Origin of the sequence: Moraxella porci DSM 25326 (genome assembly GCF_002014855.1) — a bacterium.
GTDB lineage: Bacteria > Pseudomonadota > Gammaproteobacteria > Pseudomonadales > Moraxellaceae > Moraxella > Moraxella porci.
Window position 1 is genome coordinate 108,672 of the sequence record NZ_MUYV01000006.1, and the last position, 24,998, is coordinate 133,669.

A 24,998-nucleotide genomic window follows, 5' to 3' on the forward strand; every position below is an offset into this window, starting at 1 on the left:
TTCGACTCGGGGTTTTTTTATGTTTTTAAGTTGTCACTGGGTGACTTGAGTTGCTGTACAGCCTTTGGGCGCCACCTCTTTATCCAGATCTGTGCCACAAGTCCATCCATTTTCGCTGCTATGAGTCCATGTGATGGATTTATTATGAATGCTGCTGGCGGCATTTTGGCCAAAGGTGGCTTTGATGGTCGGGCTATCGGTTTCAATGTTGACTTTGATACCATCTGATACCAGATCACTGCCGATGCTGCCGATGTCGCAACCGCTATTTTGGGTGATGCCTTGTAATCGGCACATATCCACAGCAGTGCGCAGCTGACTGGTCTCCATCAAAACGCGATTGACTTGGGCATTGATGGTGCGTTTTTGGTACTGAGGAATGGCAAACATCGCCAAAACACCAATGATCAAAATGACGATCATCAATTCAATGAGTGTAAAACCTTGTTGAGATCTCATGGTTGTTCCTTGAAATTATAAACTCAAAGTATAAAGATAATGCAATTCTGCCATAAAATTATTGGCCTGACAAGTTTTTTGGTGAATGAACTTCGTCTCCGCGATTTTGGAATTGGTCAGCGTTGATATTTATTGAGATTTCAATGGGTATTTATAAAATAAATGTTGATTATCGTGGGATATTTTTTGTAATTGGCGCTATTTTCAGCTATTATTATAAGTGGAGAAGTGACGCTAAATTGTCGATTTGGCGATTTGGCGTCTCAGAATCATCTCTAGGCACTTATGATGCGACTAATGGATGTGTCATAAGCACCAAACGGGATATTTTTCGTAAATAAAAGAGGAATTTGCTATGTTAGAACAATACAGAGCTCATGTCGAAGAGCGTGCCGCACTAGGCGTACCGCCACAACCATTAACCGATGCGCAGACAGCGGATTTGGTGGCGCTACTAAAAAACCCACCAGCTGGCGAAGAAGAATTTTTGGTAGATTTGCTTGAAAACCGTGTGCCAGCAGGCGTTGACCAAGCCGCATATGTCAAAGCAGCTTTCCTCTCAGCCATCGCAAAGGGCGAAGCGAACTCGCCATTGGTCTCAAAAGAGCGTGCTGTCTATTTGTTAGGCACCATGTTGGGTGGTTATAATGTAGCGCCATTGGTTGAGCTACTAGAAAATGAAGAGCTTGGCGGCTTGGCTGCAGAGGCTTTGAAGAAAACTTTGCTGGTATTTGACGCATTCCACGATGTCGAAGAAAAAGCCAAAGCAGGCAACGCCAATGCCAAAGCTGTCCTAGAATCATGGGCAGAGGCTGAGTGGTTTACCAGTCGTCCTGAAGTACCAGAAGAAATCACCATCACTGTATTTAAAGTCACTGGTGAGACCAACACGGACGATCTATCACCAGCCCAAGATGCATGGAGCCGTCCTGACATTCCGCTACATGCCAATGCAATGCTAAAAAACGAGCGCGATGGCATCAAGCCTGAGCAGCCAGGTGTTGTTGGTCCATTGAGCCAAATCAAAGAATTGATCGCCAAAGGCAATCCTGTGGCTTATGTTGGTGATGTCGTGGGCACAGGTTCAAGCCGTAAGTCAGCGACCAACTCTGTGCTGTGGTTCTTTGGTGATGAAATCCCACACATCCCAAATAAAAAAGATGGCGGCGTCTGCTTAGGCGGTAAAATCGCACCGATTTTCTTCAACACCATGGAAGATGCTGGCGCCTTGCCTGTTGAGATTGATGTGTCTGAGATGAACATGGGCGATGAAGTCACCCTTAAAATCAACCATGACACAGCAGTCGTCACTGCATTTAAAAATGGCGAGCAAATCGCAGAATCTCCACTAAAAACCCCAGTACTGTTAGATGAAGTGCGTGCTGGTGGCCGTATCAACCTGATCATTGGCCGCAGCCTCACCACCAAAGCGCGTGAGTCATTGGGTCTTGAGCCATCGACATTGTTCCGCACCCCAGATCAGCCTGCTGATACTGGCAAGGGCTTTACTCTGGCGCAGAAGATGGTTGGTCGCGCTTGTGGTCTACCTGAAGGTCAAGGTGTACGCCCAGGTACTTATTGTGAGCCGAAGATGACTACTGTCGGCTCTCAAGACACCACAGGTCCGATGACTCGTGATGAACTAAAAGACTTGGCTTGCTTGGGCTTCTCAGCAGACCTAGTCATGCAGTCATTCTGTCACACCGCTGCTTATCCTAAGCCAATCGATGTCATCACGCATCACACACTACCTGATTTCATCATGAACCGCGGCGGTGTCTCACTGCGTCCAGGCGACGGCGTGATCCACTCATGGCTAAACCGTATGCTACTGCCTGATACTGTCGGTACTGGCGGCGACTCTCACACTCGCTTCCCAATCGGCATCTCATTCCCAGCAGGTTCTGGTCTTGTTGCATTCGCTGCAGCGACTGGTGTGATGCCACTGGATATGCCTGAGTCTGTGCTTGTGAAGTTCAAAGGCAAAATGCAACCTGGCATTACCCTGCGTGATCTGGTCCATGCGATCCCTTACTATGCGATCAAAGAGGGTGATTTGACGGTTGAGAAAAAAGGTAAGAAAAACATTTTCTCAGGTCGTATCCTTGAGATCGATTTGACCGAAATGGAAAATGATCTAACCGTTGAGCAAGCATTTGAGCTATCAGATGCATCAGCAGAACGCAGCGCAGCGGGCTGTGCGATCACTGTCTCTGAAGACAAAGTGGCCGAATACCTACGCTCAAACATCGTCATGCTAAAATGGATGATCGCAGAGGGCTATGGCGATGCTCGCACACTATCACGCCGTGCAGAAAATATGCAAAAATGGCTCGATAACCCAAGCCTAATGAAAGCAGATCCAGATGCAGAATACGCCAAAGTGTACGAAATCGATCTGTCTGAAATCAAAGAGCCGATCCTATGCTGCCCGAACGATCCAGACGATGCCAAGCTACTATCAGAAGTGGCTGGCGATAAGATCGATGAGGTGTTCATCGGTTCGTGCATGACCAACATCGGCCACTTCCGTGCTGCAGGTAAACTGCTATCAGAAGTGCCAGCAGGTAGTCTGACTACACGCATGTGGATCGCGCCACCGACCAAGATGGATGAGCGTCAATTGATGGATGAAGGTTACTACAATACCTACGCACAAGCAGGCGCTCGTACCGAAATGCCAGGCTGCTCACTATGTATGGGTAACCAAGCGCGTATCGCACCAAACTCAACGGCTGTTTCGACTTCTACCCGTAACTTCCCGAACCGTCTAGGTCAAGGTGCGAATGTCTATCTAGCTTCAGCAGAACTGGCATCAGTCGCTGCGGTACTTGGTAAGCTACCAACTGTTGAAGAATATCAGCAGTACGCAGGCAAGCTTGACAATATGCAAGCGGAAGTTTATAACTATCTAAACTTCGATCAAATGGCGGATTACACTGGTAAAGCTGACAAAATCAATGTCGCTCAGCTAAGCTAATCACCTAAGCCAATCACGAGGGCGTTTGTTACTTAGGCAGGCGCCATCAAGGACTGAATGTTGCATCCACAGCATTCAGTCCTTTTAATTTGTATATATTTTATGATATCTTAAGCCATCAATGAGCCGACTCTATGACAAATACGGAGATATGATGAAACAGTGGCTATACTTATTGCTAATAATCGCGCCATTATTAACTGGAGCGCAGGCTGCACAGGCAGATGATCGATGCCAATTTTTGGTGGAGGGCGGTCATTTGAATGATGATGGTTTTTTTGGCATTTGATCATTTGGATGCCTATACTGGCAGCTGTGATGAGGGGCTGTTTTTGGCGCAGCTAAAACCATCGGCCAACTATGCTTTTTTGGATCAATATGGCAGCTTGGTGATTGATTTGTCTGATGCTTTGATGGTCAAGCCTTTTCGCCACGGCGTCGCCATTGTCAAGACTTATGATGGCACAGGACTAATCAATGCCCAAGGTGCATGGGTGCTTGAGCCGACATATGAGGACATTGATCACTTGCGCGGTTTTGATGTATTTCAATTTCATCGCGCGGTTGCAACTCGCTACCAAGATGGGCAGATATATTCTGCCTTGATCGACACCACAGGCAAAGAGATCATACCGCTAACTCAAGGGCTACTGACACCGATTTTTAATCATAAGCCCATCTATACGCTGACTGTGTTTGATGCGTCTGATAATAATCAACTCCAAATGGGCATATATGATGGCGATGGCAGAGTACTTATCCCTGTTAAGGATCAGCTGATTACCACCGATGACAATGGCGAGATCGCCAAAATATGCCGGGCGGATCAAGGCTGTATATTGCTTGATCAAAATTTCCATTTTATCACCGAATGGATGGCGGAATCAGGCGATTCAACAGTGCGTTATGGCAATGGACTGATCGCAATCAAACAACATGATAAATATGGCTATATCGACACGCATGGCAGAGTCATCATCGAATCCGTCTATGACGATGCGCAGGCGTTCGTGCAGGGCGTGGCGGTTGTGCGCTCGGGTGATGCGTGGTATTTGATTGATAAACATAACCAACCCATCTCGCAGGTTTATGATGGCTTAATCAGATATGATGAAAGGCTGTATATTGCCGAAAAGTTGGGCAAATATGGCATCATTGATCGCGATGGCAAAGTCATGCAGCCACTAAGTTATGATGAAATAAAAGCGTATATCACAGGCGATGGGCTTTTGGCCGTTAAGCAGCATGGACTGTGGGGATTTGTGAATCGTGATGCCAAGATGGTCATCAAGCCGCAATATCAAGCGGTGAATTATTTTGCTGATGGCTTGGCAGCTACCAAGAAAAATCACAAATGGGGATTTATCAATTCAAACAATCAAACGGTGATTGATTTTATCTATGATGAGCCTTTAAAGGACATGAGTTTGCTTGAATTTTCACAGGCATATGCCGTCACCGATGGCGTGATCGCTGTGGTAAAAGATGGCAAATGGGGCATCATTGACACCCAAGGTGTCGCAAAAACTGATTTTATCTATGATGAGATCGGGCTGATCGACAAGCACTTTATCATGGTCATCAAAGATGGTCAAACCAGTCATATCACCCGTAAGGGATGGTGATCAGCGCACCACCCACCGCCATGGCTGCAATGCGCCAAGTGCCATACCGATCAGACCGCAGACCATGATGGGATTAAGTGTCTCACCAAGCAGTGGCACGGCTAGGATACTTGCGATAAATGGGGCAAGATTGGCGATACTACCTGCCTTGAACAGTCCGATTTTCTCCACCGCCTTAGCATAAGTCAGCGTCGCCACAATCACCACAGCGACACCGTGAAATAGCCCCTGTACCGCCAAATGCAGCGGCTTGACATCACCAAACTGTGGCGTCACAAATACCGCATACACAGGCAGATACAGCACCGCCGACCAGATGCCAACACCGCTCATCACCTGCCACGGCGTAAACGGCCATTTGCGTAGCAGTACCGAAAACAACCCCCAGCACACTGCACTGCCGATGAACATCGCATCCCCCACGCCAAAGCCGCCGTCTTTTATTGACATCATCACTGTCATCAAAGTTAGCGTGATGACGATGATGGACAGCCCGATACCTGTTTGGCGATCGACTTTTTGCCCGAGCATCAGATAAGCGATCAGAGCGGCGAATAATGGAAAAGTCCCATTCAAAAACACCACGCCATGCACCACAGGCGCATAAAAAAATCCACTATACACAAACACACAATAGCCAATACTGCCCGACAGTGCCAATAGCACCATGCGATAATCGAACAAAAATCGATAGTCTTTTTTGAGCCATAAAATCGGCATCAAAATCAACGCAGCGATACCAAATCGCATGGCAAGCACATCCCACACTTGGATTTGCCAATAGGCGTTCAGCCGTGCAATCAGGCTAAAACTCCCCCAAATTAGCATGGTGATGAGAGTAAAAAAGTAGCCTTGTTGTTCATCGGTCATCGTGGCAAGTGTTTTCATGCGAATATCTTATAAAATCAGGATTTGCCATTGTAACAGATTGTCATTAGGCTGTATATCAAGGCGATTGCAGCCAAGCCATCACAGCTACTTTGTCTTATCTTGATAAGGCGATGAGCGGGCGAAAGTTTGGGATCGATGATGATTAATATAAAATTCAAGTAATTTATGCAGCGTGACTGGATGGTCAAAATCGCGATTTTAGCATGAAAAAGTTTCGCCAAATGGTTTACAAATCGGCGCTAAATGTGTAACCTATTCATGAAACAATTTCACCTTCACATCTGAGAATTAAAGAGGACTTTATGAAGATAGTAGTTGCGGTAAAACGCGTTGTGGATCACAATGTCAAAGTGCGTGTCAAGGCTGACGAAACAGGTGTTGAGCTTGCTAATGCCAAGATGTCTGTCAACCCATTTTGTGAAATCGCCATCGAAGAAGCAGTACGCCTAAAAGAAAAAGGCGTGGCATCTGAGATCATCGCAGTGAGTGTTGGCACAACCCAAGCTCAAGAGCAAATTCGCTCTGCATTGGCATTGGGTGCTGACCGTGGTATTTTGGTTGAGACCGATGCCAAAGCCTATCCGCTACAAGTCGCCAAAATCCTAAAAGGTATCGCCGAACAAGAAGGCGCTCAAATTGTCCTACTGGGCAAACAAGCCATCGATGATGACAATAACCAAACCGGTCAGATGCTGGCAGCACTGATGGGTGTGGGTCAAGGTACTTTTGCATCAGAAGTGGTGGTTGAGGGTGATAAAGTGAATGTCACTCGTGAAATCGATGGCGGTCTGCAAACCGTTGCTTTGCCACTGCCTGCGGTGATTACGACCGACTTGCGTCTGAATGAACCACGCTTCCCAAAACTGCCAAACATCATGGCGGCCAAGAAAAAACCACTAGAAACCAAAACGCCAGCGGACTTCGGTGTGGATATGACTTCTAAGCTTGAGACGGTCAAAGTGGTTGCACCAAAAGAGCGTTCAGCAGGTGTCAAAGTGGCTTCAGTTGATGAGCTGATTGACAAACTAAAAAATGAAGCACGCGTCATCTAATACGGTTATTACAGATTAAGGATAAGAATTATGGCAATTTTAGTCTATGCAGAACATGACAATAAAGAATTAAAATCAGCAACACTGGCGACCGTGACCGCTGCGACTCAGATGGGCGGTGATGTGCATCTATTGGTCGCAGGCGCAGGCTGTCAAGCAGTCGCTGAACAGGCTGCCAAAGTCGCAGGCGTGAGCAAAGTTTTGGTAGCAGATAACGCTGCCTATGCCAATCAGCTGGCTGAGAATGTCTCGCTACTGGTCAAAGACCTAGCGGCAGGTTATAGCCATATCGTCGCACCAGCGACCACCACAGGCAAGAACTTCCTGCCACGCGTCGCAGCACTACTGGATGTCAGCATGGTCTCAGACATCACTGCTGTGGTCGATGCCAACACCTTTGAGCGTCCGATCTATGCTGGTAATGCCACCGCCACGGTCAAAACTTCTGAATCAATCGTCATCGTCACAGTACGCGGCACAGCATTTGAGCCAGCAGAGCTGACTGGCTCAGCTGCCATCGAAGCAGTAGCGACAGCAACTGATGCAGGCAAATCAAGCTTCGTCAAAGAAGAGCTGGCAGTATCTGATCGCCCAGAGCTGACTTCAGCGAGCATCGTCGTCTCAGGTGGCCGTGCACTGGCAAGCGGTGAGAACTTCACCAAATACATCGAGCCACTGGCAGACAAACTGGGTGCTGCTGTGGGCGCTAGCCGTGCAGCGGTGGATGCAGGCTTTGTACCGAATGATATGCAGGTCGGTCAAACTGGTAAAATCGTCGCCCCAAATCTCTACATCGCTGTAGGTATCTCAGGTGCGATTCAGCACTTGGCGGGTATGAAAGACTCTAAGACCATCGTCGCCATCAACAATGATCCAGAAGCACCAATCGCAGGTGTGGCGGATTATTTCCTAGAAGGCGATCTGTTTACTGTCGTGCCAGAGCTGACTGCTAAGCTGTAATCAGCTGTGATTTGATAAATATCAAAAACCTTGAAACTGTGATGGTTTCAAGGTTTTTTGGTGATTGGCTTAGTATAAGGTTGGTTCGCCTTGTATGCTGATGACTACCAAAAGCACCACGAAAAATGATACACTGGCATTAACCAATCTCACCAAAGAAATTTACTACGGCTTATAAATTATGGGGATTGATTTGGTGAAGTGTGGTAGAGCTATTACCATGCACTGTTAAACTATAATTTAAATTAAAGGAATTGTGTGCATCATACTGTGCTGAAATTAAATTTACAAGGCAATAAATTATGATTACATTAACCGAAGTAGTTAAAGAACAAATGTTTAGTGATGCAAAAAACTTATGGTTTTCTGCGTTATTTGAAAATATTCCAGCATCTTTCCCAAATATCACATTTGAAGAACAAAAGGCTTTATTCTTTATGCTTACTAAAGAAGCCTTAGATGTTGGTTTAATCAAATTTGTCCCACCTAATGGTATTTGGCATGAAGGATATGACATTTGGGATGTCTCATCGGATGAAATTATTGCCTATCTTAGAGATAATTTCCCTAAAGATGCGAAAGATGAGCTAGATTCTTGTGTTAATAACTATTTTTATGATATTGCTCCAGCCGTCCTATGGCGTCAAGATGATGGCAGTTATTATGGTAGTTAAATCAATTTGTCAATACCCATAAATCAAGTAGTATGGTAGGATGCGTACAACGCACCACTGAAACGGTTGATTAACGGCGCGCTGTGCGCACCCTACTGTACTATGCTTTTAAACCCAAGGTCAGGATCTAAGCCAAAGATAAACAAAATTAAATAATCCATAATCTATTTTAAATAATTCAAGAATTTCTTTTCTTGATAAACCTCTTTTGTATAATGCTGCCGCATAAATTTTTTGTTGAATCTTGTTTGCAACATAAATTTTATGTTTGAAAATATTATCACTAATGAACAAAGAAAAATCTAGATCGGTAGTGCAATCGGACAACTTTTTGTAATCATTGTCATTTAAATAAATTAGATAAGCAATAGCCTTTTGGCTTTCCAAATCATTTTTGGACTTTATTATTTTGATATAATAAATATAATCTATTTTTTCCTCAAGAAAAAAACCATAAACTTCCAAAACGTTTATGTTAGCAGTAAAGCAGTTTTTATCAATGATATTTCTAAAAATAGCTCTAGATTTACAAGCGTTGTCTTTTAATAACTCTCTTGATATGGTGTTCGATAGTGCAAATGATAGAGCTATAATTGTACTAAAATGATCCACTAATGATAACTGATACAAAATCTCCATAGGGTTTTCATAAAAATCATCTATTTTGCCGAGTGCTTCCTCAGCCTCGACCCATTCATTGGTATTGTACTCAATAGTTCCATCAAAAAACCCTCTGATAATGTTTTCGTAGTCATTATTTTTCATTTTATCTAACTTCTCTTAGTATGGTAGGGTACGTACAACGCACCACTGAAACGGTTAATTAATGGTGCGCTGTGTGCACCTACTGTACTAAATATCTCTTATAAAACTTGGTTTTTCAACATTTGGCATATTATCATAAGCCTTTAACAAAATCTGTTCAGGACTTAGTGGTGTACGATAATTTCCATACACAACTTTTAACCAAATGGCAGCACGGTTATATTGACCATAGCCCAACCAAGTACTTTCAAGATGTTTGATAAGTAATTTTTTACCAAGCTCAAGCATGGTTGCATCATCATATTGTGGGTTTATTTTATTTTGACAAACTAAATAGCCATATTCTCTTGGTGTGAGGGTTTTTCTATTGATACTAATATTTTTATTGCCATAATATCGTTCAAACTCATCAATCCCTGCCTGATAGGCTTGGGATTGGATACACAGTCCCATATAGTCATCCAAACAATAAGTTTTAAGCTGGTTTTTTTGACACCATAGTTCATCCACATAATAATCTGCATACCACCGTCTAGCTTGCTCCCAGTCAGTTAAACTATCTGTGCCAGTATGTAGCCATTTGGCTAGGGCAAGGCTTTCATACATGCAGTATTGTCGAAATGCCATGCTCATCATTTTAAGCGTTTCTTTGTTGTCAATGGCTTCTTATAGCCATGCGATACGACTAGGTAAAATAACTTCTGTTTCTTGTTTAAGACCTACAATCCAGTCAGAAATCATCATGTTAATACTAGCTTCGGACATTGCCCCCATATTAAGATTTGGGTCGTATTCCATATTGACTAAAAAGTCAATCATTGCATTTTGTCTGCTAAGTATTGGATCAAATAGCATTTTTACCTCTTGTTAATCTATGACGCTATTACGAGCATTACCTGCCCCAGTATGGTAGGTGTGTACCACGCACCACTGAAACTGCAAGCATTACAGATGGGTTGGGGAAGGCTCTAGAGTGGTTTATGGTATCAGAAAAATATAAAGAGAATCAATTTTTTTAAGAGATGAGTTTGTATACGAATGCAATGAATATGAATTTTCAAAAGCTTTATTTTATGCAATGGCCACTTTAGTGATTGATGGGTCGCACGGTTAAGAGCAAAAGTACAGCAGAATACACACCACAACCACTTTACAACTGTCCCGACTGTGGATTGATGGTCAAAAACACCACTTCAGGGCGATTAAAAATCCTAGGGATATAGCGTGTCGATTCACGAGCCAGTCCACGACTGACGATGAGCTGTGTCTGCTGACTGTGGCTTGATGGGTTGGGCAGTTGATAGCTGCCACCAGCGTATTTTGGCAGGATGCCTTGATTGGGTGCAAATAGCCCATTGATCAGATATGGCACACGCCATTGCCCACCATGTGCGTGCCCACTGATGACGATGTCAAAAGGATAACGCGTATAATCGGTGATGTGCTCAGGGCGATGGCTGATTAAGATATTGGGCTTTTGAGCCTTGGCAAGCTGTCCAACCGTCCTGAGATCCTGTGCGAATCGACCGCTGACAGGATCTGACACACCCCAAATCATCACAGGGCTGTCAGCACTGATGGCTTGTCCTTGATCATGTAGGATATGGATACCGTATTGGCGGATTTTTTGTTCTATCTGCTGATAGGCGTCATGGGGTAGGTACAGTTCGTGATTGCCATTGACATAATAGACATTGGGCGTGATGGCAGACAGCTGGGATAATAGCACATCTGCGTGCGCCTGTGGCAATACATCATCATAGATATCACCGCCAAGTACGATGGCGTCGATGTGTCGAGATGTCAGGATATCGATGATTTGGCTTTGGTTGTCGCCATAAAAACAGCTGTGCAAATCGGTGATGATGGCAATGTTTAGCGACTGTGTGGCAGGTGAGCCATGCGGTGCTTGCCAAGTGTAGTGCCGTACGATGATGCGGTCATCGGTCGCGATGATACCGATAACCAATAAAATCGCAACCGCTATCCAAAACCGAATCGAGCCAAACCAATGACGCATAGTATCTAGCTTTGATACTGTCTTTGGCGGAGCATCTCATAAAAGCAGATACTGCCTGCCACGCCGACATTGAGACTCTCTTGACCACCAGGCTGCGGCAGAGCGATGGCGGTGGCTTGGTTTAGGATGGCGGCTTCGACGCCTTGACCTTCGTGTCCGAGCACCCAAGCGACCTTGCCAGTCAAATCATGATCATAAATTACCTTATCCACATGACTACTGGTGGCATACAGCGGCGTTTTGACAGATGATAGTAGTGCATCAGTACTCACCTGCTCGATGATGGTCAGTGAAAACTGCGCCCCCATGCCAGCGCGTAAGCACTTGGGCGACCAAAGGCTTGCCGACCCTGCTGTGCTGATGATGGTGCTGATACCGACCGATGATGCACTGCGAAGTAGCGTGCCGGCATTGCCTGCGTCCTGCACGCCATTTAGGATTAGGCAGTCATCCGTGATGGTGCTGAGCGCCTGTGTAGGCACATCGATGATTGCCATCACATCGACGCCATCGCCTAATGTGCGGATGTCTTTGTAGAGCTTATCGGTGATGGTGATGATGGCTCGCTCATCCATCTGTGCGATGATGGGTGCGATCTCTGGGTGATGGATGGCAGTTTCGCTGATGATCAGCTTGTCCACTGCCAAGCCTTTATCCAAATAAGCGGTCAATAAATGCACGCCTTCAAGCACGGTCTGCATGCTTTTTTTGCGAGTACGGTGATTGGTCAGTAGTGCATGAGCGTGTTTGATGGTGGGATTGTCTTTTGAAGTGATAAAATTCATGATGTTTTGCTGATTTGGGAAAATGGCATGAGAATTTGGGATAGGGTGTTTTGGTATTTATGTAGCCAATCTTGACATATTTCAAAGAATTTGGCAATAATTTCCTTTTTATGATTATCGTCCACTTCTATTGTATCAAAAAGTTCCATTCGATAGCCAAGTTCAATGATGTCTGCTTTTATGTCTTCTTGAAAATTGTCATAAAAACAAGGTATGTTTAATTTATCCCAAGTAATTGGTAATTGTAGCCATGATTTGATGTAGCACATGGTGAAAATCAGTGATAAATCACAGATTTGTAATGATGGGAAATCTAACTTTTGGCAGATGAGTAATAGGGTTTCTTTGCTTTCATGATAATTCAAATCATCAAATACGATGTTTAACATCAAGTCGTCATAAAATCCCAAGCTCATCAGCCAATCGTTAAATTTTATAATGTCATTATTGGATAATAAATCAAGCTGTAAGTAGCATAGTGTAAATACAATATGATATTGATTATTATTCATAATGAAACATGACATCTGGTGTATGGCTTAGGCTGGCTCACCATTTGCCAAGATACCTGCTTTGGCGTGCAATTCTTTGACAAATGCTACTTCTTCGACAGCACCCAGCACCACAGGGATACGCTGATGGATGTGTGTCGGCTCAATCTCCATGATGCGAGCCACGGCATCGGTTGATGCACCGCCTGCTTGTTCAATCACAAAGCTCATCGGATTGGCTTCGTACATCAGGCGTAGTTTGCCTGCTTTGCCAGCAATCTTGGTATCAAATGGATACATAAACACACCGCCACGGATCAAGATACGGTGTACATCAGCAATCATCGCTGCCACCCAACGCATATTGTAATCTTTGTTTCGTACGCCTGTATCACCAGCGACCAGACCATCGATGTATTCTTGGATTGGCGGCAGCCAGTAGCGATGATTTGATGCGTTGATGGCGTATTCGGCGGTGGATTTGGCGATTTGTACGCGTTCATTGATAAGGATATAAGCTTGGGTATTTGGGTCAAAACTAAACATCGCCACGCCATCACCCAAGGTCAGTGCCAGCATGGTTGATGTGCCATAGATAAAGTAACCAGCGGCAACTTGGTTTTCACCTTTTTGCAAAAAATCCTCGGCAGTGGCTGTTTTGCCGACATTATGATATGGCAAAATCGAGAAAATCGTCCCAACGGTCATGTTGATGTCGATATTGCTTGAGCCATCGAGTGGATCAAACAGCACGAGCAATGAGCCGTCTTCGTTGGCAGGGCTGATGTCGTCAAGCTCTTCGGATGCCACGCCTGCACAGTGTGGATTGCGAGTCAAAGCGCCCAGTAGTAGATCATTTGAGATGACATCGAGTTTCTTTTGGGCTTCGCCTTGGACATTTTCGTTACCCGCTTCGCCATGAATGCCAGCCAATGCACCTTTGTCCAGTAGATGGCTGATTGAGATACTGGCGGTGGCAAGCGTGGTCAAAGTGCTTGCAATCTCAGGTGTGCTATGTGTTTGCAGATAGTCGTGTAAAGTTGTCATGGTTCATCCTTTGTTGTCATGGCGGTTGTCATGGCGGTTGTCATGGCGATGGCGGTGTCAGATTGGCGATTTTCTTGATAAAAAATCTCATTTTTTGCTTTGTAGTTGGCGGTAAATCGGCTAAACTATAAAGCATCAAACCAAATCACGATTCCAAAGCCATTGTACACATTATTTTATAAAATAAATTAATTGTCGGCACTGTGCGTACTTGCCAAACAATCTGGCTAATAGTGTAGCAAATTTGCCCTAGAAATCATAGGCTTTTGTGTGGTGATAGGTAATGCTTTTTAAACTACTTGCAAGGATATCTTTATGTCGCAAAATATCTTGACCGATGTCGATGCACGACTCAATGCTCAATTGGCACGACCACAACTGTCCAGCGATGGCGGCATTCGTCATTTTTTGGGCGTGGAAGGACTCAATCGCGCTCAACTTGAGAGCATCATTGATAAGGCGATGGGGTATTTTGATGCCAATGACAAGCTGATCAATACCGATGAGCTATCAGGGCGCACGGTGATGAATTTATTTTTTGAAAATTCGACGCGCACGCGCACGACTTTTGAGGCGGCACAAAAGCGCTTGGGTGCCAATGTGCTGAATCTGGATATCGCGCGCTCAAGTACCAACAAAGGCGAGACGCTGCGTGATACCTTGTGGAATCTGGAGGCGATGAGTGCCGATATGTTTGTGGTGCGCCATGGGGCATCAGGGGCGGCGCATTTTATGGCCACTCAGGTGACGCCAAATGTCGCGATCATCAATGCAGGCGATGGTTGGCATGCGCATCCAACTCAAGCGATGCTTGATATGCTGACCATCCATCGTGAAGCATGTCTTAAGAATAACAAATCATTTGATGAGCTGTCTGTGGCCATCATTGGCGACATCAAGCACAGCCGTGTGGCACGCTCTGACATCTGCGCATTAAAGACATTGGGCGTCAAAGACATTCGCGTCATCGCGCCACGCACCCTCTTGCCAAAAGGCATCGAGCGCTATGATGTGTCGGTGTTCGAACAAATCGAGCAGGGCGTGGCGGATGTGGATGTAATGATCGGTCTGCGCATCCAAAACGAACGCATCGGCTCACCGCTGCTGCCATCGACGGCAGAGTATTTTAAGATGTATGGCATCACCGAAAGCCGTGTCAAACTGGCCAAGCCAAATGCACTCGTGATGCATCCAGGCCCGATGAACCGCGGTGTCGAGATCACATCGAGTGTCGCCGATGGCTCACAGTCAGTCATCCTAAAGCAGGTCAATAATGGCATCGCTGTGCGTATGGCGGTGATGGCGATGGCAATGCAGGGTCAGATGAGCGCTCGCTGATCGCTGGCTGGTGATGATTATTTAATAAGAAAGCATAAGAGATGGATATGAAAAACTTACTTCCTACCGATTGGCAGCAACCGAACCTTGATGGCATTGACACCCAAGGTAAATGGCTCATTCCGCCCATCGTCGATCTGTGCGCTCGTCTGCGCGAACCAGGTCATCAGTCACACGGCACTTTGGCAAGCGAGGGGCGTGCAGCCCGCGCCAATGGCATCTTACATGTGGTGCTGCCGCCTGATACTGACCCAATTTTACAAAACGGCTCATTGCTGAAGGGTTTGCGCGAAAAAGCACTGCATGATGGCGGCGTGCATTTGCATATTTTAGGTGCGCTGACGAATGATTTGGGTGGTGAGCAGCCTGCCAATTTGGCTGGATTAAAGCAGGGCGGCGCCATCGCGGTGACCAATGCTGGCCGCGGATTTGCCAATGATTTGGTGATGCTGCGCTGCTTAGAATATGCCGCGACTTTTGGTTTAAAAGTATTTTTTTATCCTGATGAGCCAAGCCTATCCAAAGGCGGGGTGGCACATGAGGGCTATATTGCTTCATTTCATGGCTTGCAGGGGATTCCTTGGCTGGCTGAGACCATCGCATTATCAAAGCAGATTTTGATGGCGGAGGAGACGGGCATTCAGGTGCATTTTAGCCAGATTACTTGCCGTACTTCTGTGGAGCTGATCGCATTGGCCAAGAAAAAAGGCCTACCTGTGACCTGTGATGTGGCGATGCATCAGCTACATCTCACCGATGACGACATCGAGGGCTATGATGCTAATGCCTATGTGATGCCGCCACTACGCAGTAACACCGACCAAAAAGCGCTGATCGAGGGCCTAAAAGATGGCACCATCGATGCGATTTGTAGCCATCATGAGCCGCTGTCATCATCAGCCAAGCAAGCACCGTTTGGCGAGGCTACCCCTGGCATCAGTAATTTTGACACCTTTGTGGCACTGGGTGTCAAGCTGGTCAAAGATGGCATCTTAACGCCTGAACAACTGATCGAAAAAATCTGCCTAAATCCTGCCAAGATCGCAGGCATCGCCAACTATGACGCCATCGGTGGCGCGGTACTGATCGATCCTGAGCTGTCTTGGCGCGTCTCAAAGGATACCATGCTATCAGCTGGTAAGAACACGCCATTCATCGGGCAGACCCTCACGGGCAAAGTTGCGCAGGTGTTTTTTGATGAAGTGTGATGCTGATCAAAAAGCTTATAACAACTGATGATGGCAAGTTATTGTTTATTAATAATATTTGTCATCAAACATTGGCCATCAAGCTTAAAATCAAGGATTGAATATGCCTAAGGATCATCATACGCTATACCTATTCGTCCCTGCCATCCTCCTAGATCGTGTGCCAAAGGCGGTAGCCGCAGGTGCTGATGTGGTGATTATTGACCTAGAAGATGCGGTGGCAGACGACCAAAAGGATGATGTGCGTGAGCAGTTAATCAAGTTTGATGCCACCAGCAATGACCGCTATTGGTTACGAGTGAATGCCAGTCACCAAAGTGAGCACACTTATGATTTGCAGTGCATATCAAAGCTCAATCAAGTCGATGGCATCATCCTACCCAAGTGCCAAAATCCTGAGCAGGTCGAACATCTGCACCAAGCCACAGGACTGCCGGTGATCGCCGTGGTTGAGTCGCCTGTTGGTGTGGCGAATATTGCCAAGATTGCCACTGCCAAAGGACTGTATGCGATGAGTTTTGGCTGTCTGGATTTATTGCATTCGCATGGTGTGCGTATGGGCTCACAGGCGGCAGCGGTGCTATTTGATAAGATTCGCAGTGAGCTACTTGTGCATTCTTTGGCAAATGACATCCACCCACCGATTGATGCGGTGTTTGTCGATTTTGATGATGAAAAAGGGCTGATGGACTGCGTCAAGCACTGGGTGGATTTTGGTTTTGGTGGGCAGATGGCGATTCACCCTAAGCAGATAGCCATCATGAAAAAGGCTCTAGCCACCAGTGATGATGAACGAGTGTTTGCCCAAAAAATCCTAGCAGAATATCAGCGTACAGGCGATACGGTGTTTGCTATTGATGGCAAGATGGTGGATTTGCCATTGATATTGTGGGCAAAAGATGTGTTGGGCAAGCATTAAACCCAATCGATTATGCTTGCTCAGTCATTATCGCAATCGACTGACTGATGTCAGTAAGCCCTGCGACCACCATAAACAATCGATCCACGCCAAGGGCAATGCCACTACACTCAGGCAACTCATCACACGCTGCCAATAGATGCTCATCAATCGGCATGATTGGCAGCCCAAGTGCTGTACGCTGTGCATTATCCTGCTCGAAGCGTTGCCTTAGTGCTTTGCCATCGGCCAGTTCATCATACGCATTGGCAATCTCGATGCCGTTGATATACAGCTCAAAGCGTTTGGCGACTTGATGACCATTGGCGTCTACTGACATCTTGGCAAGCGATGCAGTCGCAGGCGGATAGTCGGTGATGAGCGTCGGCGCCCCAAAGCCCAATGTTGGCTCAACAATATGGCTAAATAATAAATCCAGCCACCCTTGATTATCATCACCCATATCCAGCGTGATGCCATGCGATAGGGCGCAGGTTCTTAGCATCTCGATACTGGCGGATAAGGGATGAATCTGTACGGTTTTGATAAAAGCATCAGCATAGCTCAGCTTTATCATCTCCATTGGTGTACCAAATACAGTCGTCAGTAGCGCCTGCAACTCATCAGCTAGCATATCCAAATCAAATCTCGGGCGATACCATTCAAGCATGGTAAATTCGATGTTGTGCTTATGCCCTTTTTCATTATCCCGAAACACTTGGCACAGCTGATACATCGGTACTTGATAAGTGGCAAGCAGCCGCTTCATAGCGAACTCAGGCGATGTGTGCAGATAGCCTGTTTTTGGCTGACCTTGATGATGAAAATTCACCGATACCGACTCGATAAACACATCGGTATTACCACGATTGGACAAAATCGGCGTGGTGACTTCCATGACATCACGCTGATAAAAAAACTCTCGAATCTTACGCAAAAATGCCGCCTTTTTTTGGGCATTGATCAGGGATAAAGTGGGTTGGTAGTCGGTCATGTTACTCAAAATATGCATTGATAAATATTACAAGAATGTCTTGTGTATTCTACCTTGTCTTAAGCTAAGTATCCATACATCAATCGCTTAGATGTGTAGATTATTGATGCTTGACAACAAAAATCTTGTCAGTATAAACATTAAGGTTTATACTTGTAGTTGTTTAGCTCATTGTGATAAGGAAAGATATGATAAATAGTGGTTTTAGAGTTGCAACACTATTGATGTTGCCAATTGTGATGACTGGTTGTGTATTTGGTGCACAAAAAGGCAAGCATGTCTACCATCTTTTGGGTACTCAAGAAGAAAGTGCGCAAATACAGGCAGAAGTACGAAAGATGAATATTCCTGTCAGTGAAAAAATTGGCGATGAAATAGGTGGTAAATATTGGAAGTTGGTTGGTACAAACCGTGGATGGAAATACTATTTAGATGTTGGTTCTGTAAACCATGTGACGGATAGACCATTTCGGATGAAATTGGATGGCGGCAAGACTTATGTGCATGTCAAGCCTTATAATTCCGCCTTTGTTAAGCTTGAAAGTCAAGACGGCTCATACGATACTTATATGTACTCGGTTGGGTGCTATGACAATCTGCTTTCAAAATCAATTTTTGAAAAATATACTGCTGACCACAAGGAAAGAAAGGTGGCAGGTGGTATGTCTGTTTTCCTATCGGTATGGGATAATGCCAAATACATCAATGCAAAGACCGTTCACAGTATCGATGGCAAGATAGCAAAAGAAATTTGTATGCTTGCTCCAGATACAAGTTTTAGATATTCAAAAAAGTAATTTGAATTAGTAGTCAAATCAATACCAATTAAGCACCAAGTCAGCTGCGATGCGTTGTCTTTGGTGCTTAATTATATCCACTCACGGCGTAGCTGATAAGTCTTACGCAGATGGTCAAAGTCCGCACCTTGTACGCCTGTATCGGTGCAGACTGCTCGCAGGCTCGTATCATCTTTGGCGATGTCATAAAACTGTGCCAACACTGCTCGGTCGGCATCACTGCCACCCAGCCGATGGATTAAGTCATCAAACCGATACGGATTGGGCGGTAGGAGTGGTTCAAGTTTTTGAATAGGTGTGATACCAAATGACTGGCAAAATGCCTGATAAATCATATCTGTGCCACGCAGTTTGCCTTCGAGCGTATAACCTGCGATATGCGGTGTGGCTAAGTGTAGTGCGTCCATCAGTGGCGTGCTGATGGTGGGCTCGCTCGGGAATACATCTAGGATAACCTTGCGATGGGTGCGTGCGATGTCACCCAGTAGGGCAGCTTCATCGATGATCTCACCCCGAGCGGTATTTATCAGTAGTGTCGATGGCGACATCCGTGAGAGCGTGTCTTGATTGATCAGCTGATGGGTTGGATAATTGCCTGTGTGCGTCAGTGGCGTATGGATGCTGATGACATCACAGCCAAGCACGCTATCAAGCGTGGCATGATTGATCTCTGATGGTGCGATGAAGGGATCGTAGCCATAGACTTGCCAACCTAGCCGCTTGGCATAATCTGCCAAAGTGCTACCGATATTGCCAAGTCCGATGATGCCTAGGCGTATCGGCGTGGTGCGATAGCTTGGATAAGTGTGCAAAATGGCAGTGATGACATATTGGGCAACTGAGTGCTTGCTACAGCCAGTAGCATTACTAAAGCTTATGCCATACTGTGCCAAAAAATCAGTATCCACATGATCAGTGCCAATGGTGGCAGAGCCAATGAACTTCAGTGGCAGGGCGGATAATTCGCCCAAATACGCCGCACTCACCTGTGTCACCGAGCGGATAAACAGTGCGTCAGGCTGATGTGCTAGTAAGGCATCACGGTTGATGTCACGACCCTTTAGCTTGATGACCTTGATGTCATGATGGTGCAGGTAGTCGTCAATATTGGCGATATTCTCATCGGCAAGTACGGTCAGCATCAGCTATCCTTTTTGGTATCGGTCATGGTGTCGGCGGTATCAGTGGATGCATCTTCGGTATTGATGGCATCGTGATTGATGATGGGTGCGGGCGTGGTATCGGCCAGCAATGCCTTGCCATCTGCTACAGGAAATCCAGTCTTGGTACTGGCAAAAATTTCATTTTTGTGCTGACTGACCCATTCACGCCAGACGGCAAGCATGATGGCAAGTAGTACAGGACCTATGAACAGCCCCACAAAGCCAAATGCTGTCAAGCCACCAAGCACACCAATAAAAATCAAAATAAACGGAATCTTGGTCGCACCGCTGATGACTATTGGGCGAATCAGATTATCCACCCAGCTGATCACCAAAATCCCCCACAATCCAAGACCAATGCCTTCGGTGGTATGACCTTGAGACAGTAGCCATAATGCCACACCGCCCCAAGCAAATGGCGTGCCAAAAGGAATCATCGCCACCATAAAAGTAATGATGGTCAGTAGTATCGGGTTGGGCGCACCGGCGATGGCATAGCCGATACCAGCCAGCAATGCTTGGGCAAGTGCTGTCAAGCCAATCCCATAGACCACCGCACGCGTCGTGGCAGTCACCGAATTGATATAATGATCGATGCGATCGCCGATGACATTACGCAGCGCTTGGCGAATTTGTCGAACGAGACTGAGGCCATCACGATAAAAGAAAAACAGCGTCATCAGCGCCATGCCAAGCTTGGCAAGGTTTTTTAGTACCGCATCGAACGCCATTTTGCCATAATACAGATGCGACTGCACCCAGTTACGCATGGCTGTCATGGACGCCTCAGGGTCTTTGTTGATTTCCCATAATAAATCACGCACCTGTTGACCGATGACGGGCAAATTTTTGATGCTTTCTGGCAAATCCACATAGCCGGCTTGTAGGCGACGCACCGCCATACCATAAAAGCTAATGACTTCTTGCTGCAAGAAAAACACGCCAATTAGTAGCGGCACGCCAATCATCAGCGAGATGCTCACTGTCATGATTAAGGCGCTAAAAGTTGAGCTAAATTGAACTTTTTGATAAAAGAATCGATACAATGGATAAGTGACATATGCCAAAATCGCCGCCCAAATCATCGGCGAAATAAAAAACTGCACCACCTGAAAGCACAGTATGATCAAAATGGTCAGTAAAATAAAAGTCAGTAGCCGTTGAATGATACTCTCTTTGGTCCATTGTTCGATCATGATGGTCTTATCTTGAAAATTATTTTGCTTATTATGCACCAATTTTACCAAAATAGCTTGTCTGTTTTGCACCAATTTTGCACTTTTTTCTTGCTGGTGTTGGCAGGTTTGGTAATATTATTATTTTTAAAGTTATTGATAATTAAGATTAACTATTTTTGGCAGGTTTGACCAAGCGATTTAGCCCATCGGCAAACGCCTTTTTGTCCTTATCCGAATACGGCTTTTGACCGCCCATTTGGCTAGGGTCGAGCACGCCTGTGCCACGCATCATATCCATAAAATCACGGCTATTAAGCTTAAGTTTGATTGTCTCAAGGCTAAACACTTCGCCCCGTGCCGTCATCGCCCAGCCGCCTTTGCCAAGCACTTCACTGGCCAAGGGGATGTCGCTTGTGATGACACCATCGCCAGATGTCACCGATTGGGCGATATAATCATCTGCCACATCAAAGCCATCAGCGACCACAACCGACGATAGGTGCGGTGATGGTGGCAGGCGAGTGGGGCGATTGGCGACAAAGATGGTGGGCACGCCTGTGCGATTGGCGGTCTTGATGATGAGTTCTTTGGCGATGGTGGGGATGGCGTCAGCGTCGATATACAGTTTCATGGCGTTACGTTTATCAGTTATTTGAGTCAAACTGCTTAATGGGTTATCTTGGACTTTGTGGGCAAACGGATTGTCTTGTCATGCAATGAGCCAAGCCTGCCACAAAAAATCCGCCCAAAAGAGCGGATTGGCTAGAATTAGCAGTTCACCAATAGGCGTTCGGCGTTTGCTACCGCATCGGCTTGATGTTCATCACCAGTCATCACTGTGATGTGGGCGATTTTGCGGCCATCTCGTTCGGATTTGTGATAGTGGTGATAGTGTACGCCATCGATGGCAAGTACATCGGCACGGCTTGGGTACTTGCCAATGACATTGAGCATCACCGATGGATGGCTGATGGCGGTATCGCCAAGCGGTAGGCCTGCGACAGCACGGATGTGGTTCTCAAACTGGCTACAGTGTGCCCCTTCGATACTCCAGTGTCCTGAGTTGTGCACGCGTGGGGCGATTTCATTGGCAAGTACACCATCATCTGTGACAAATAGCTCCAGTGCCATCACACCGACATAGTCCAGATGCTCGAGCAGTTTTTGGATATTTGACTGTGCTTGGGCGGTCAGATGCTCAGTATTGGCAGCAGGGGCGGTGGTCTTGGCAAGAATGCCGCTTGTGTGGATATTTTCGACCAGTGGATAATAGCGGATTTCGCCTGCCTTGCTACGCACAGCGATGATGGAGACTTCACGGCTAAAGTTGATAAAGCCTTCGGCAATCAGCGGTGCTGATTTGGTTGCATCACCCAGTGTTGCCCAAGCGTCGCTGATGGCATCAGCAGATTTTAGGACGAATTGCCCTTTACCATCATAGCCACCACGACTGGTCTTGAGCACCAGTGGCAAGCCTAGGGTATCGGCAGCGGTCTTGATGTCGTCAAGCGTATGCACCGCCATAAATGGCACGGTGGCGATGTCAAGCTGATTGAACAGTGTTTTTTCGTTTAGGCGGTCTTGGGCGACTTCGAGCGCACGAGCAGGGGGAAATAATCCGCCTTTGTTGGTCAGCTCGCCTAGCTTGCGTGCGGTATCGACAGGGGTGTTTTCAAACTCTAGGGTAAATACATCGCTTGCACTGATAAAGGCGTCCAGTTCGTGCGTCTTAAATACTTGACCGTACAAGGCAGCAGGCGGATTGTCCGCATCTTCGAGAAAGACACAGCGATAACCAAGTGGCAAAGCAGCTTCGGCAAGCATCATGCCCAATTGTCCACCACCTAGAATGCCGATGGTGTGAAGTGAATTTGTCATAGTTGATCTCAAATTAAAAAATATCCGAAATTTTATAAAAACTTCGGATATTATCGCATATTTTCGACCGAAAATCTTGGACAAAACGCAAATTTTACCAGTCTGTCTATCAGCTTGGCTTAGCTGATAATCCCTGGGATTGGATTGGCAAGCACGGTCTGGGTTTGTTTGGTTCTAAAGGCATCAAGCTGTGTCGCTAGATTCTCATCATGCAGGGCTAGGATTTGGATAGCAAGTAAGCCTGCATTGAACGCCCCTGCTGTACCGATGGCAAGCGTGCCGACAGCGACACCTTTTGGCATCTGTACGATGGATAATAAGCTATCCCAACCGGAGAGCGTGCTGGATTTGACAGGTACGCCTAGCACAGGTAGAGCGGTCTGGCTGGCACACATTCCTGGTAGATGAGCGGCACCGCCTGCACCTGCGATGATGACTTGTAGACCTTTGCCTTTGGCGGCTTTGGCATAGTCAAATAACTTGTCCGGCGTACGGTGGGCAGAGACGACTTCGCACTCAAATGCCACCCCAAAATCCGCCAAAATCTGAGCCGCTTCACGCATCGTCGCCCAGTCAGACTGTGAGCCCATGATGATGCCGACTTTTGGCGTGCCGGCTGGCGAAGTGATTGGTGCAGGTTGATCGCTCGATGACATAGGATTTCCTTATGGTGATTAAAAGAATAAATTAGCACATTTGGGCAAAAATGGCAATCAGCCGTGTGCTAAGTTTTGGGCGTAAACCCATGAATCAAAATCTATTTAACCCAAAAACTGCACAAAGCCATCATCACACAAGGCAGGCTTATCCGTATCAAACTGATAAGCAGTCAAAAATCCTGTACTACCTGCCGAATAGTCAGTACACACCACCTGTGATGATAGACAAGTCGGCGTACCATCCAGCCAATAATGCCCAATAAAAATCGGCTTATCGGTCAAAATCTCAAAATCCATCGGTAGTGGCTTATAATCTTGATCACTGGGCAGATGCATCACTGCACGACTGCCAAGCTGTGCCGCTTGGCTCAGTGGCAGATTTTGCCAATCATCGAGCCACCATTTGATGCGGGTGCGAGTACGGGTAATGTTATGCCCATCGACGAGTACGATACCATCAGGCAAGGGGGATTCGATGCCTTTTAGGATACGCTCTAGGGCGACAAACTCACTGCTGTCCTTGATGGCGGTGGCGATGATGCCTTGGTGGGTGATGCGATGATCAGGGGTGAGATAGGGGGTGAGCGTCGCCATCGCCTTGACATCCCAGCAGGCGTGCACGACACAAAACTCATCAAACTCAAGCCATAACGGCAGTTCATACAGACGGCTAATCCAGTGCCAATATGCATCACTGCCTAGCGGTAATTCATCCAAAAACGCCCGATGCTGATGCGTATTTGACGCGGTGCGAGCTCGGCAATAGTCGCCATCAGGGTGGGGCGTGGCATAGCCGATGGCGTTGTACTCATGATTGCCCATCACGGCATGGGCTTCACCGTGGTCAATCATCTCAAAGACAATCTGCAGTGTATCGACTTGGCGAGCACCACGATCGATCAAATCACCGATAAATATCGCCCGATGATTTGGCGGTGCACGATAGCAGTCGCCATCATGTCGATAGCCAAGCTGTGTCAATAGCCCAATCAGCTTATCTGCTTGTCCATGGATGTCGCCGATGATGTCATAAATCATAAAATTACCCCCATTTTGAACTAATATACCAAAATGCAGATGCTTTTGCCACGAAAACCGTTTATCATGACAGCAAAAATCCGTGATTCACGACAGTG

General features: G+C 46.3%; 25 protein-coding genes. 9 read left to right on the forward strand and 16 right to left on the reverse strand.

All coding sequences use genetic code 11. The annotated features are described in order from the left end of the window. Window positions 1-33: 33 nt before the first annotated feature. A complete protein-coding gene (locus tag B0681_RS05995) occupies window positions 34-459 on the reverse strand; it encodes a pilin (RefSeq protein WP_078317844.1) in 426 nt (141 codons plus the stop codon). A gap of 355 nt (window positions 460-814) precedes the next feature. Between B0681_RS05995 and B0681_RS06000 the strand changes: the two genes are divergently transcribed. Then, the gene (locus B0681_RS06000) at window positions 815-3,439 is read left to right on the forward strand and encodes a bifunctional aconitate hydratase 2/2-methylisocitrate dehydratase (protein ID WP_078317845.1); all 2,625 of its coding nucleotides are present in this window, start codon (window positions 815-817) and stop codon (window positions 3,437-3,439) included. Window positions 3,440-3,702: 263 nt separating this feature from the next. Beyond that, window positions 3,703-5,064 (forward strand): WG repeat-containing protein, encoded by a 1,362-nt coding sequence (locus B0681_RS06005; RefSeq protein ID WP_078317846.1) that lies wholly within the window; start codon window positions 3,703-3,705, stop codon window positions 5,062-5,064. Here the strand turns inward: B0681_RS06005 and B0681_RS06010 are convergent, their stop codons facing one another. Beyond that, the gene (locus B0681_RS06010; protein WP_078317896.1) at window positions 5,065-5,934 is read right to left on the reverse strand and encodes a DMT family transporter; all 870 of its coding nucleotides are present in this window, start codon (window positions 5,932-5,934) and stop codon (window positions 5,065-5,067) included. A gap of 323 nt (window positions 5,935-6,257) precedes the next feature. On the opposite strand from B0681_RS06010, the gene B0681_RS06015 reads away from it, so the two are divergent. The 3 genes from B0681_RS06015 to B0681_RS06025 all read left to right on the forward strand — a co-directional run bounded on the left by B0681_RS06015 (window position 6,258) and on the right by B0681_RS06025 (window position 8,641). Further along, on the forward strand, window positions 6,258-7,007 hold the full coding sequence (locus tag B0681_RS06015) for an electron transfer flavoprotein subunit beta/FixA family protein (RefSeq protein WP_078317847.1): 750 nt from the start codon (window positions 6,258-6,260) through the stop codon (window positions 7,005-7,007). Window positions 7,008-7,037: 30 nt separating this feature from the next. Beyond that, entirely contained in the window at window positions 7,038-7,967 is a 930-nt protein-coding gene (locus tag B0681_RS06020; RefSeq protein WP_078317848.1) for an electron transfer flavoprotein subunit alpha/FixB family protein, read from the forward strand. Between the two features lie 302 nt (window positions 7,968-8,269). Continuing rightward, window positions 8,270-8,641 (forward strand): hypothetical protein, encoded by a 372-nt coding sequence (locus tag B0681_RS06025; RefSeq protein WP_078317849.1) that lies wholly within the window; start codon window positions 8,270-8,272, stop codon window positions 8,639-8,641. A gap of 120 nt (window positions 8,642-8,761) precedes the next feature. Here B0681_RS06025 and B0681_RS06030 read toward each other — a convergent pair whose 3' ends face one another. From B0681_RS06030 to B0681_RS06060, 7 genes are all read right to left on the reverse strand, one after another. Beyond that, on the reverse strand, window positions 8,762-9,406 hold the full coding sequence (locus B0681_RS06030) for a hypothetical protein (RefSeq protein WP_078317850.1): 645 nt from the start codon (window positions 9,404-9,406) through the stop codon (window positions 8,762-8,764). An 87-nt stretch (window positions 9,407-9,493) separates the two neighbouring features. Then, window positions 9,494-10,033 (reverse strand): hypothetical protein, encoded by a 540-nt coding sequence (locus tag B0681_RS06035; RefSeq protein WP_078317851.1) that lies wholly within the window; start codon window positions 10,031-10,033, stop codon window positions 9,494-9,496. Window positions 10,034-10,072: 39 nt separating this feature from the next. Next, entirely contained in the window at window positions 10,073-10,261 is a 189-nt protein-coding gene (locus tag B0681_RS06040; protein WP_078317852.1) for a hypothetical protein, read from the reverse strand. 295 nt (window positions 10,262-10,556) lie between these two features. Next, a complete protein-coding gene (locus tag B0681_RS06045) occupies window positions 10,557-11,426 on the reverse strand; it encodes a metallophosphoesterase (protein ID WP_078317853.1) in 870 nt (289 codons plus the stop codon). Window positions 11,427-11,431: 5 nt separating this feature from the next. Continuing rightward, window positions 11,432-12,211 (reverse strand): TrmH family RNA methyltransferase, encoded by a 780-nt coding sequence (locus tag B0681_RS06050; protein ID WP_078317854.1) that lies wholly within the window; start codon window positions 12,209-12,211, stop codon window positions 11,432-11,434. Beyond that, window positions 12,208-12,723 carry a hypothetical protein gene (locus B0681_RS06055; RefSeq protein WP_078317855.1) on the reverse strand — a complete coding sequence of 172 codons (516 nt, stop codon included), beginning with the start codon at window positions 12,721-12,723 and terminating at the stop codon, window positions 12,208-12,210. Before B0681_RS06055 ends, B0681_RS06050 begins: the two co-directional genes overlap by 4 nt. 27 nt (window positions 12,724-12,750) lie before the next feature. Next, on the reverse strand, window positions 12,751-13,749 hold the full coding sequence (locus tag B0681_RS06060) for a class 1 fructose-bisphosphatase (protein ID WP_078254406.1): 999 nt from the start codon (window positions 13,747-13,749) through the stop codon (window positions 12,751-12,753). Between the two features lie 315 nt (window positions 13,750-14,064). Here B0681_RS06060 and B0681_RS06065 point away from each other — a divergent pair, with 315 nt between their 5' ends. The 3 genes from B0681_RS06065 to B0681_RS06075 all read left to right on the forward strand — a co-directional run bounded on the left by B0681_RS06065 (window position 14,065) and on the right by B0681_RS06075 (window position 17,214). Next, the gene (locus tag B0681_RS06065) at window positions 14,065-15,087 is read left to right on the forward strand and encodes an aspartate carbamoyltransferase catalytic subunit (RefSeq protein WP_211271511.1); all 1,023 of its coding nucleotides are present in this window, start codon (window positions 14,065-14,067) and stop codon (window positions 15,085-15,087) included. Between the two features lie 47 nt (window positions 15,088-15,134). Continuing rightward, complete coding sequence (locus B0681_RS06070; protein WP_078317898.1) at window positions 15,135-16,295, forward strand: dihydroorotase; 1,161 nt, start codon at window positions 15,135-15,137, stop codon at window positions 16,293-16,295. A 103-nt stretch (window positions 16,296-16,398) separates the two neighbouring features. After that, window positions 16,399-17,214: an HpcH/HpaI aldolase/citrate lyase family protein gene (locus tag B0681_RS06075; RefSeq protein ID WP_078317856.1), complete on the forward strand. Its 816-nt coding sequence runs from the start codon at window positions 16,399-16,401 to the stop codon at window positions 17,212-17,214. A 10-nt stretch (window positions 17,215-17,224) separates the two neighbouring features. Here B0681_RS06075 and epmA read toward each other — a convergent pair whose 3' ends face one another. Then, window positions 17,225-18,187: an EF-P lysine aminoacylase EpmA gene (epmA, locus tag B0681_RS06080; RefSeq protein ID WP_078317857.1), complete on the reverse strand. Its 963-nt coding sequence runs from the start codon at window positions 18,185-18,187 to the stop codon at window positions 17,225-17,227. Window positions 18,188-18,375: 188 nt separating this feature from the next. On the opposite strand from epmA, the gene B0681_RS06085 reads away from it, so the two are divergent. Next, a complete protein-coding gene (locus B0681_RS06085) occupies window positions 18,376-18,984 on the forward strand; it encodes a hypothetical protein (RefSeq protein WP_078317858.1) in 609 nt (202 codons plus the stop codon). Between the two features lie 71 nt (window positions 18,985-19,055). Here the strand turns inward: B0681_RS06085 and B0681_RS06090 are convergent, their stop codons facing one another. The 6 genes from B0681_RS06090 to B0681_RS06115 form a co-directional block, all read right to left on the reverse strand. Continuing rightward, a complete protein-coding gene (locus B0681_RS06090; protein WP_078317859.1) occupies window positions 19,056-20,126 on the reverse strand; it encodes a 4-phosphoerythronate dehydrogenase in 1,071 nt (356 codons plus the stop codon). Beyond that, window positions 20,126-21,343 (reverse strand): AI-2E family transporter, encoded by a 1,218-nt coding sequence (locus B0681_RS06095; RefSeq protein ID WP_078317899.1) that lies wholly within the window; start codon window positions 21,341-21,343, stop codon window positions 20,126-20,128. The genes B0681_RS06090 and B0681_RS06095 overlap by 1 nt, the downstream gene beginning before the upstream one ends. A gap of 148 nt (window positions 21,344-21,491) precedes the next feature. After that, entirely contained in the window at window positions 21,492-21,956 is a 465-nt protein-coding gene (locus tag B0681_RS06100) for a YaiI/YqxD family protein (RefSeq protein ID WP_078317860.1), read from the reverse strand. A 137-nt stretch (window positions 21,957-22,093) separates the two neighbouring features. Next, complete coding sequence (locus B0681_RS06105; RefSeq protein WP_078317861.1) at window positions 22,094-23,203, reverse strand: 5-(carboxyamino)imidazole ribonucleotide synthase; 1,110 nt, start codon at window positions 23,201-23,203, stop codon at window positions 22,094-22,096. 119 nt (window positions 23,204-23,322) lie between these two features. Further along, window positions 23,323-23,859, reverse strand: a complete 537-nt coding sequence (purE, locus tag B0681_RS06110; protein WP_078317862.1) for a 5-(carboxyamino)imidazole ribonucleotide mutase — start codon at window positions 23,857-23,859, stop codon at window positions 23,323-23,325. 105 nt (window positions 23,860-23,964) lie between these two features. Beyond that, window positions 23,965-24,900: a metallophosphoesterase gene (locus tag B0681_RS06115; RefSeq protein WP_078317863.1), complete on the reverse strand. Its 936-nt coding sequence runs from the start codon at window positions 24,898-24,900 to the stop codon at window positions 23,965-23,967. Between the last annotated feature and the right edge of the window lie 98 nt (window positions 24,901-24,998).